The organism is Streptomyces sp. NPDC002130 (assembly GCF_040296465.1).
GTDB lineage: Bacteria > Actinomycetota > Actinomycetes > Streptomycetales > Streptomycetaceae > Streptomyces.
Genome location: NZ_JBEOXI010000297.1, coordinates 1 through 9,005 on the forward strand (window position 1 = coordinate 1; position 9,005 = coordinate 9,005).

The following is a 9,005-nucleotide window of genomic DNA, read 5'->3' on the forward strand; positions in this document are numbered from 1 at the left end:
CGACCGAACGGACGAGCCCGCCACCACCGCCGCGGAACCGATGGCCCAGCGGCCCTTTCCCTGGCGTCCGCTGGCCGGCACCTGCGCGCTGACCCTCTTCGGCGCCATCCTCTTCTACACCGTCCAGGTGGAGATGGCATTCCTCCTGAACGACATGGGCGTGAGCGACCCCGGCGTGATCGGACTGGCCACAGCCGGCTCCAGTGCAGCGGTCGTGATCGGCGCCGTCGTCTTCGCCAAGGCCGGCCGTAGCGCGCAAGCCTGGCTGCCCACCGCCTTCGGCCTGTCCGCCCTCGGCTTCGCGGTGATCTGGCTCGCCCCCAACCCCGTCGTACTGACCGCCGGCGCGGTGATCAACTGCCTCGGCAGCGGCATCATGCTGCCGAGCCTGCTCACCCTCGCCATGTCCAAGCTCCACTACGCCGACCGCGGCCGCGGCACCGGCCTGTGGACGGGCTTCTTCTTCCTCGGCCAGTTCATTTGCCCGCTCATGGTCCTCGCGCTCGCCTCCGCCGCCGGCACCCTGGCGAACGGTCTGGGCGTACTCGCCCTCGCCGGGGCCGTGGCCACCGCCGCACTCGGCCTCGCTGCCCGGCGCAGCCGGACGGCCACCCCGGAACCGATCCACCAGACGGCGGGCTGACCACGCGGCGCCGATCCACCACGAGAACCACACACCCGTCGAGATCGGCATCGCGGATTTCCCCGCGATGCCGATCGCCACGCGTTCCACCGGAGAAACGAAGGATGCCGACGCCGACCCGGCGCGTGTGGCCGCGCAGCCCGATGTCCGACCACAAGCCCCAGGTCCGCGGCGTCAGCCACAGCACCCGCGAGCTCACCGAGTCCGCAGCCAGGTCCTCGCGCCGCGAGACGTCCACCGGCAGCGGGTACACCTTCGCCCACCGAGACAGCATGGTGAACGCGACGCCTCCCGGTCCCACTTCGTCCCGCCGATCCGGCCCGGATCCTCCGCCGCCCGGCACCTCCAGTGCCGGTAGTCCGTCAGGTCCTGCCGCCACGCCCTCCGCCACGGCACCCTCCGGGAGGACAGAAAGGTCAGCAGCGGGCGGATGTCCGTTGCGTAGCTCCGCTTCGTCTCCCGCTCCAGGTTCCGGAACTCATGGGAGCGAACGGAGTCCAGCAGGTCCCGGTCGACCGTGCCGTCCGGCGCAACGAAGTCCTGTATCCCCAGAACCCCCTCAGGCGGCAGCACCCCCCAGCGTTCCTGATTCGGCACGCGCACCACATGCCACTCTCGTACGCGTTGACGGTGTGCGAGTAGTAGACCGGGCGACCTCGAACCAGCGGACCGCATCCCCCTTGCGGGGCAGCACGCCGACCCGTGCCGGGTGCCGGTCGTTCCAGACGTACGGCACGATGTCGCTGCGCTCGGCGCCCGCCATGTCGAAGGTGACCGGCATGTCGAGGATCACCACGTGGTGCTCGGTCAGCGCGAAGTCGTGGATCATCGGCGCGTCCGCCACCGGGATCCTCATGGTCCGCACGACCCGCCCCGTCGGGCCCGTCGAAGGCCGTCAGCTCCTCGGTGACCGGCTCGAACGTGCCCTCAGGAAGGGGAAGCGGCGCGGTGCCGCGGGCGCCGCCACGGCCGGCCGCGCCGCCGTGCCGGTGCCGACGAGCGCTCCCGCCGCCGTGATCGCCGCAGTGCCGCGCAGCACGTTCCGTCGGGTGTGATCCGTCATCTCGCCCACTCCGACCGCAGTCGCCTTCGGGGACGGTCACGAGTCTGTCGGACCCCCTGTTTCCAGCAGGGCCATCAGTGCCCGGGCCGCCGGACTGGTCGCCTGCTCGGGCGGCAGCAGGGCCACCGTTTCGTACACGGCGTCCTCGGCACCCTTCACGGGCAGGGCGGTCAGCGAGGCGCGCTTGTGCCGGAAGTGGCGCGGCACGACGGCGATGCCGAGGTCCTCGTCCACCAGGTCGAGGAGGCTGTGCACGTCGTTGACCTCCAGGGCGACGCTCCGCCGTACGCCCGCCGCGGCGAACGCGGCGTCGGTGGTGCGCCGCGGCCCCCAGTCCGGGTGGAAGTCGACGAAGACCTCACCGCCGAGATCCTCCGGCGTCACGGCGGCCCCGGCCGCCGCGAGGCGGTGGCTCGGATGGCACAGCACGGTCATCGGCTCGCTCGTCAGCGGCACGGTCCGCAGCTGGTCGGTGTCCTCCTGGGCGGTGCGCACCGCGAACGCCAGATCCAGGCGCCCGGCCGCGACGTCCTCCGCGAGGGCCCCCGAGCCCGCCTGCCGCAGACAGATCTCCACGTCCGGATGGCGCCGGCGGAAGGCGGCCAGCAGCCCTGCCACGTGCACTCCCGCGATGCACTGCTCGGAGCCGAGCGCGAGCATCCCGCGCAGCACGCCCTGCACCGCGGCCACCGCCTCGTGGGCCGAGCGGACCTGCGCGAGGATCCGCTCCGCCTCGCCGAGCAGCGCCCGTCCGGCCGGGGTGAGCGTCACCCGGCGGGTGGTGCGGACGAACAGCGGCGTCTGCAGCTCCCGCTCCAGGGCCCGGATGGACGCCGACAGGCCCGACTGGGACACCAGGAGGCGCTCCGCCGCGCGGGTGAAGTGCTGGTCCTCGGCGACCGCGACGAAGTGCTGCAGGTGGCGCAGTTCCATGACTGAGAAGCGTAGCCGCTGAATTCCATCGGATTCTTCTGTTGGACGCATGGGCGCAGGTCACGCCAGAGTGGACACCGGTTCCCTCCCGACCGTGCCAACCCCCCTGGAGTCGCGTTGTACACCGCACACCCCGACCGCTACGCGGACATGCCCTACAGGCGCACCGGACGCAGCGGTCTGAAGCTCCCCGCGCTGTCGCTCGGCCTGTGGCACAACTTCGGCCCGGACCGGTCCGTCGAGACGCAGCGCGCCATCCTGCGCCGCGCCTTCGACCTCGGCGTCACCCACTTCGACCTCGCCAACAACTACGGCCCGCCGCCCGGCGCCGCCGAGTCCGCGCTGGGCGAGTTCCTGAAGACCGACTTCGCGCCGTACCGCGACGAGCTGGTGATCTCCACCAAGGCCGGCTACCTGATGTGGCCGGGCCCGTACGGCGAGTGGGGTTCCCGCAAGTACGTGCTGTCCTCGCTGGACCAGAGCCTGAAGCGGATGGGCCTGGACTACGTCGACGTCTTCTACTCGCACCGCCCCGACCCCGACACCCCGCTCGAGGAGACGATGGGCGCCCTGCACTCGGCGGTGCAGCAGGGCAAGGCGCTGTACGTCGGTGTCTCCAACTACTCCGCCGAGCAGACGCGCGAGGCCGCCCGCATCCTGGGCGAGCTGGGCACCCCGCTCCTCATCCACCAGCCGCGCTACTCGATGCTGGACCGCCGCCCCGAGGACGAGGGGCTGCTCGACGCCCTCGACGAGCTCGAGGTCGGCTCCATCGTCTTCTCCCCGCTGGAGCAGGGCGTGCTGTCCGCCCGCTACCTGGACGGCATCCCCGAGGGTTCACGGGCCGCGAGCGACAGCCCCTTCCTGAACTCGGACGCCCTCACCGAGGACCTGGTGGGCAGGCTGCGCGACCTGAACGACATCGCGAAGGGCCGCGGCCAGACCCTGGCCCAGATGGCCCTGGCCTGGGTGCTGCGCGGCGGCCGGGTCACCTCCGCGCTGGTCGGCGCGAGCAGCGCGCGGCAGATCGAGGACAGCGTCGGCGCGATCGCCAACCTGGACTTCGACGCGGACGAACTGGCCCGGATCGACGCCATCGTCAAGCAGTAGCAGGTCGGCCCGCCCGGGGGCGGACGCCCCCGGGCACGCATGGCTAGGAACCGATCCGTTCCTCCAGGCGCACGGTCACCGTGTCGCCCTCCTCCTTGCCGATGGCCTTGCGGATGCCGGCCTTCACGGGCAGCTTGTGCGTGCCGTCCCCCAGGGCCATGAAGGAGCTGCGGAACGGGTGCCCGTCGATCGTCCCGCGGACCTTGACCAGGCCGCGGGTGCCGAAGAACTCGACGGACCGGGGCCAGACCAGATAGGTCCAGCCGCCCTCGGCGGGGCTTTTGCGCAGGACCGCGGTGAACTCCGCGTCCAGTTCTCCCGTGCTTGCCATGACGTCCTCCGGTGCTCGGCTGCTGCTCCCTCATCCGGACAGACCGCCGGACACCGGAGAACTCATCGCATGCGCCGGCCTCACGCCCCGGCGGGCACCCGGTCCAGGAAGCCGAGCACGGCCCTGATCCGGCCCTGTCCGTCCAGGGCGATCACATCCGACCCGGCGACCGGCGCCGAGCCGTCGGCCGCGCTCACCAGCTCCCATGAGAAGCGGGCGATGTCGTGATGCCCGTCGACGCCACCGGTGAGCCGGAACTCGAAACCCGGAAACTGCTCCCGGGCCGCCGCGATCACCGCGGCGATCCCCTCGTGGCCGCTGACGTCGGCCAGCGGATCGGTGTACGTACCGTCCTCGGTCCAGGCGGCGGCGACCGCCTTGGCGCGGGCCGCCGGGTCGTCGGCGTTCCAGGCCTCGAAGTAGCGGGCGACGGCGTCCTCGTGGCGGTCGGCGGTTGCGGACATGGGCGATCAGCCTCCGGAAAGGTCGTCATTGCTGGTCAGGGACCGGGTTCCGCGCTCGGTCGACCCGGTGACACCACCTTGCCCGCACCCGCCGGGAGCGTCGATTACCTCCGGAGTCATGGGCCGTCGCCACCGTTCGCCGCATTTCGGCCAACGCGGGGCGTGAATATGCCAGGAGTGTGGCCGGAAAGTCGTGGTGACAGTGATTCAGTAGTGAACATACTGACCTGCGAGAGCGCTTTTCACATCGAGCGACGGCGCCCTCACGCACAGCACGCGAACCGCAGAAGGGGCGAGGCCGGGCCGGCAGACGGGCAGGCAACGGGGGAGGGTCACGTGCACGACGAGTTTCTGTGCCACGTCACGGCGTACGGAGTCTGCGACGGCCGCCGGATCGGAGTCCCCCTCGGCACCTACCGGGCGCCCACCCTCGCCCTCGCCCTGTGGTGGCTGCGCGACCGCGCCTCCTGGATCGCCCAGCGCCTCGACCCCAGGCCGGACGCCGAGCACTTACCACCGGGCTCGCTCGTGCCGGTCGCCCCCACCGTGCCCGACGTGCCCATGCTGCTGCGCGCCTGGTGCGCCGACCCCGCCCAGCAGGAGCGGGTCGCCGAGGAGTTGGCGGCCGGACGGCTGGTGCGCATCGCCACCAGTGACGACACCACCGAGTACGAACTGCTCGCCGAGTCCGTGGACGCCCTGCGGATGCAGCGCACCGCTCCCTTCGTCGGCATCACCGTCGGCTGACCTGCGCCCCTCTTCGCCCAGGCGCACACCAGGGCAAATCGGTAGAATCTTGACCATGGCGCAACCCTCGGTAGCACCAGAGCTCGTCCTGGAGACGGAGACGGGCACCACCGTGATGATCCCGGGCCGCGACTACCACGTAGGGCGCGACCCGCTGTGCGACATCGTCATCGACGACGACCGGGTCTCCTGGCACCACGCGGTGCTGAAGCCCGAGGACGGTCACTGGACCATCGAGGACGAGGACAGCACCAACGGCACCTACGCCGACGGCCGCCGCATCCATGAACGGGACGTCGGACCCGGCAGCGTCATCCGCTTCGGCAACCCGGCCGACGGACCCCGCATGACCCTGACGGGACGCCCCGCCCCCGCCGCACCCAGGCCGCAACGCCCCTCCGCCGTCTCCATGCCGGCCCACACCGGCACCTACCGGCAGCCCACGACCGTACGGCCGTTGCCCTCCCGCACCGTCCGCATCGGCCGCGCCACCGACAACGACCTGGTCATCGACGACCTCGTGGTCTCCCGCCGGCACGCCGAACTGCGCGCCCTGGCCGACGGAACCTACGAGATCACCGACCTGGGCAGCCACAACGGCACGTACCTCAACGGCAGCCGCGTCACCAGCGCCCCGGTCGGCCCGGGCGACATCGTCGGCATCGGCCACTCGGCCTTCTGCCTCGTCGGCGACCAACTCCAGGAGTACGTCGACACCGGCGAGGTCTCCCTCGACGTGCAGGACCTCGCCGTCAGCGTCGACCGCGGCCGCAAGACACTGCTGGACCACGTGTCGTTCCCGGTGGGGGAGAAGTGCCTGCTCGCCGTCGTCGGCCCGAGCGGCGCCGGCAAGTCCACGCTCCTCAACGCCCTCACCGGCCAGCGGCCCGCGGGCCACGGCACCGTCCTGTACGACGGCCGCGACCTCTACCGCGACTACGCCGAGCTGCGCCAGCGCATCGGCCTGGTGCCGCAGGACGACATCCTGCACGCGCAGCTGACCGTCCGCAAAGCGCTCTCCTACGCAGCCGAACTGCGCTTCCCGCAGGACACCGCCAAGGCCGAGCGGCGCGCCCGGGTCGACGAGGTCATCCGCGAACTGGGCCTGGAACAGCGTGCCGACCAGGCCGTGCACAGCCTGTCCGGCGGCCAGCGCAAGCGCGTCAGCGTGGCCCTGGAACTGCTGACGAAGCCGTCGCTGCTGTTCCTCGACGAGCCGACCTCCGGGCTCGACCCCGGCATGGACCGCTCGGTGATGCACATGCTGCGTGGGCTGGCCGACGACGGCCGGACCGTCATCGTCGTCACCCACAGTGTGCTCAGCCTGGACGTGTGCGACCGGCTTCTGGTCCTCGCGCCCGGCGGGAAGATCGCCTACTACGGGCCGCCCGAGGACGCCCTGGCCTTCTTCGGCTTCGAGGAGTGGCCGGAGGCCTTCGAGGCCTTCGAACGGGACACGGACCGGGACTGGGCGGGGCAGTACCTCGCCTCGCCCTTCCACGGACGGTACGTGGCCGACGCGTCCGCCCAGCCCCAGCAGCCCCGGTCGCAGCCCGTCGTCATCACCGCCCCGCCCCGGCCGCGCAGCCGAGGCGCCCAACTCGGGACCCTGGTACGCCGGTACGCGGCCGCGCTGAGCGCCGACCGCACCTTTCTGATCATCATGATCGCCCTGCCCTTCGTCATGGGCGCGATGGCCCGCGCGCTCGCGGGCGGCAAGCTGACCCTCGACACGGCGATGAACGCGCTGCTCATCCTGTGCGTCGGCGCGGTGCTCACCGGGGCCGCCAACGCCGTGCGCGAACTCGTCAAGGAACGCGTGATCTACCAGCGCGAACGGGCGGTGGGCCTGTCCAGGTCGGCGTACCTGATGTCCAAGGTCATCGTCCTGGGCGTCATCACCGTGCTCCAGGCGGTGGTGCTGACCCTGGTCGCCCTGCTGGGCGTCGACCTCAACGCCCCCGGCGGCGAAGGCGTGCTGATGCCGCCCCTGGTGGAGATCACGGTCGCCGTCGCCCTGCTCGCTTTCACGGCGATGATGCTCGGTCTGCTCGTCTCGGCCCTGGTGCGCAAGGAAGAGGTGACGATGCCGCTGCTGGTGCTCATCGCCATCGTCCAGGTGGTCTTCTGCGGGGCCCTGCTGAAGCTGGCCGACACCCCGGGGCTCGAGCAGCTGGGCTGGCTGGTGCCGGCGCGCTGGGCGCTGGCCGCCATGGCCGGGACCGTGGGGCTCGCCCGGATCGTTCCCGACGACCTGACGAAGGACCCGCTGTTCGAGCACGAGGTGGGCACGTGGCTGCTGGACGTGGGGATGCTGGTCGTGCTGTCGGTGCTCTTCGGGTTCCTCGTGTCCCGGCTGCTGCGCCGGCACGAACCGGCCGTCATGCGGAAGTAGGGAGTGCCGATGACGACGCCCGGTTTCCGGCCCACGCACGTCGTCCCGCAGCACGGGATGCCCGCCTGGGAGGCCCCCGACCCGGCCCGGCCCACCGTGGATCTCGACCCCCTGCTGCCGGTGCAGCTGCTGGAGCGGCAGGGCGACTGGGGGCACGTGCTGTGCTTCAACGGCTGGTCGGCCTGGGTCGACGGCCGCCGTCTGGTCGCCGTACCGCAGGATCCGCCCGCCGCGGACGGGCCGCTCACCCGTGCCGCCGATCCGCGGCCGCTGCTGGGCCGGGCGCAGGAAGCCCTGGCGCGCTACCGCTCCGCGGTGGAGGACCTGGCGGCCGGCCTCGACCGCGAGTCGTTCCGCAGCCGCACGCACGGCATCCGGATCGGCGTCGTCGTCGACGGTGAGTCCGTGTGGCTCTACGACTCCGCCCATGGGCACTGGGTGTACGCCGACGGCACCCGGATGACCACGTACGCGACGGACGAGACACCCGAAGCGGGACCGGCGTCCCGCCCGGCCGAAGCGCCCGTGCGTCCCCCGACTCGGGTGGTACCGCCCGAGGGCCCAGCCGAACCGTCCCGCGCGCGGAAGGCCGCCGGCCCGGCCGAGTCGCCGCCACCGGCGCGAAGCGCACCCGCCGGGCCCACGCGGGTGGTCCCACCCGAGACACGGACACCGTCGGAAGTGGCCCCGCCCGAGGCGCCCCCGCCCTCCGGAGTGGCCCCGCCCGAGGCCCCCGAACCGACGACGGGGGTCGGGCCCCCCGAGGCTCCGGAGCCCACGCGGGTGGTGGCTGCGGACGCTGCTGAGCCGACCCGGGTGGCGCCTCAGGAAGGGCCTCAGCCGACCCGGGTGGTGCCGCCTGCGGAAAGGCCCGAGCCGAAGGAGGTTGTCCCTCCTGAAGCCCCGGAGCCCACGCGAGTAGTGGGACGGGATGCCCCCGGGGTGGCCCGGGCGGAAACTGCCAGGGCTCCGGAACCCACCCGAGTGGTGGCCCCCGACGCTGCTGAGCCCACCCGAGTGGTGGCTTCGGATGCTCCCGAGCCGACACCGGTCGTGCCTCCCGATGTTCCCGAGCCCACCCGGGTGGTGACTCCGGATGCCCCCGAGCCCACCCGCGTCGTGTCCCCCGAGGACCGGAAGGACGAGGGCGAGGGCGAAGGGGAGGGGGAGGCGGATCGTCCGGGCGTGGCGGCGCCGACGCGGGTCGTGGGGCATGAGCCCACCCGGGTCGTCTCGTCCGAGGGTGACGGGCGTTGACCCGCGAGACGAGCCTGTTCTCCGGGCGGCCTTCCGAGCTGGTCGGGCAGCAGATCGCCGGG

General features: G+C 72.1%; 10 protein-coding genes. 6 read left to right on the forward strand and 4 right to left on the reverse strand.

The features are described 5' to 3' along the window. Nucleotides 1–643: MFS transporter (locus tag ABT116_RS35775; RefSeq protein ID WP_502983992.1), on the forward strand; the 643-nt coding region annotated here is incomplete at its 5' end. A 559-nt stretch (nucleotides 644–1,202) separates the two neighbouring features. Here the strand turns inward: ABT116_RS35775 and ABT116_RS35780 are convergent. Continuing rightward, nucleotides 1,203–1,499 carry a carotenoid oxygenase family protein gene (locus ABT116_RS35780; protein WP_351642753.1) on the reverse strand — a complete coding sequence of 99 codons (297 nt, stop codon included), beginning with the start codon at nucleotides 1,497–1,499 and terminating at the stop codon, nucleotides 1,203–1,205. On the opposite strand from ABT116_RS35780, the gene ABT116_RS35785 reads away from it, so the two are divergent. Further along, the gene (locus ABT116_RS35785) at nucleotides 1,498–1,698 is read left to right on the forward strand and encodes a hypothetical protein (protein WP_351642756.1); all 201 of its coding nucleotides are present in this window, start codon (nucleotides 1,498–1,500) and stop codon (nucleotides 1,696–1,698) included. The two genes, ABT116_RS35780 and ABT116_RS35785, sit on opposite strands and share 2 nt — an antisense overlap. Before the next feature lie 44 nt (nucleotides 1,699–1,742). On the opposite strand, the gene ABT116_RS35790 is transcribed toward ABT116_RS35785, so the two are convergent. After that, nucleotides 1,743–2,639 (reverse strand): LysR family transcriptional regulator, encoded by an 897-nt coding sequence (locus ABT116_RS35790; protein WP_351642759.1) that lies wholly within the window; start codon nucleotides 2,637–2,639, stop codon nucleotides 1,743–1,745. A gap of 117 nt (nucleotides 2,640–2,756) precedes the next feature. Between ABT116_RS35790 and mgrA the strand changes: the two genes are divergently transcribed. Then, nucleotides 2,757–3,749, forward strand: a complete 993-nt coding sequence (gene mgrA / locus ABT116_RS35795) for an L-glyceraldehyde 3-phosphate reductase (RefSeq protein ID WP_351642762.1) — start codon at nucleotides 2,757–2,759, stop codon at nucleotides 3,747–3,749. Nucleotides 3,750–3,792: 43 nt separating this feature from the next. On the opposite strand, the gene ABT116_RS35800 is transcribed toward mgrA, so the two are convergent. After that, entirely contained in the window at nucleotides 3,793–4,080 is a 288-nt protein-coding gene (locus ABT116_RS35800) for a DUF1905 domain-containing protein (RefSeq protein WP_351642765.1), read from the reverse strand. An 80-nt stretch (nucleotides 4,081–4,160) separates the two neighbouring features. Then, on the reverse strand, nucleotides 4,161–4,544 hold the full coding sequence (locus ABT116_RS35805; RefSeq protein ID WP_351642768.1) for a nuclear transport factor 2 family protein: 384 nt from the start codon (nucleotides 4,542–4,544) through the stop codon (nucleotides 4,161–4,163). A gap of 336 nt (nucleotides 4,545–4,880) precedes the next feature. Here ABT116_RS35805 and ABT116_RS35810 point away from each other — a divergent pair, with 336 nt between their 5' ends. Genes ABT116_RS35810 through ABT116_RS51010 form a run of 3 tightly spaced genes read left to right on the forward strand, consistent with a single transcriptional unit; the run spans nucleotide 4,881 to nucleotide 8,943 of the window. Then, nucleotides 4,881–5,291 carry a hypothetical protein gene (locus ABT116_RS35810; RefSeq protein ID WP_351642770.1) on the forward strand — a complete coding sequence of 137 codons (411 nt, stop codon included), beginning with the start codon at nucleotides 4,881–4,883 and terminating at the stop codon, nucleotides 5,289–5,291. Between the two features lie 55 nt (nucleotides 5,292–5,346). Then, nucleotides 5,347–7,686, forward strand: coding sequence for an FHA domain-containing protein (locus ABT116_RS35815; protein WP_351642774.1), 2,340 nt, complete (start codon nucleotides 5,347–5,349; stop codon nucleotides 7,684–7,686). 9 nt (nucleotides 7,687–7,695) lie between these two features. Continuing rightward, complete coding sequence (locus ABT116_RS51010) at nucleotides 7,696–8,943, forward strand: hypothetical protein (RefSeq protein WP_502983993.1); 1,248 nt, start codon at nucleotides 7,696–7,698, stop codon at nucleotides 8,941–8,943. The last annotated feature ends 62 nt before the right edge of the window (nucleotides 8,944–9,005 follow it).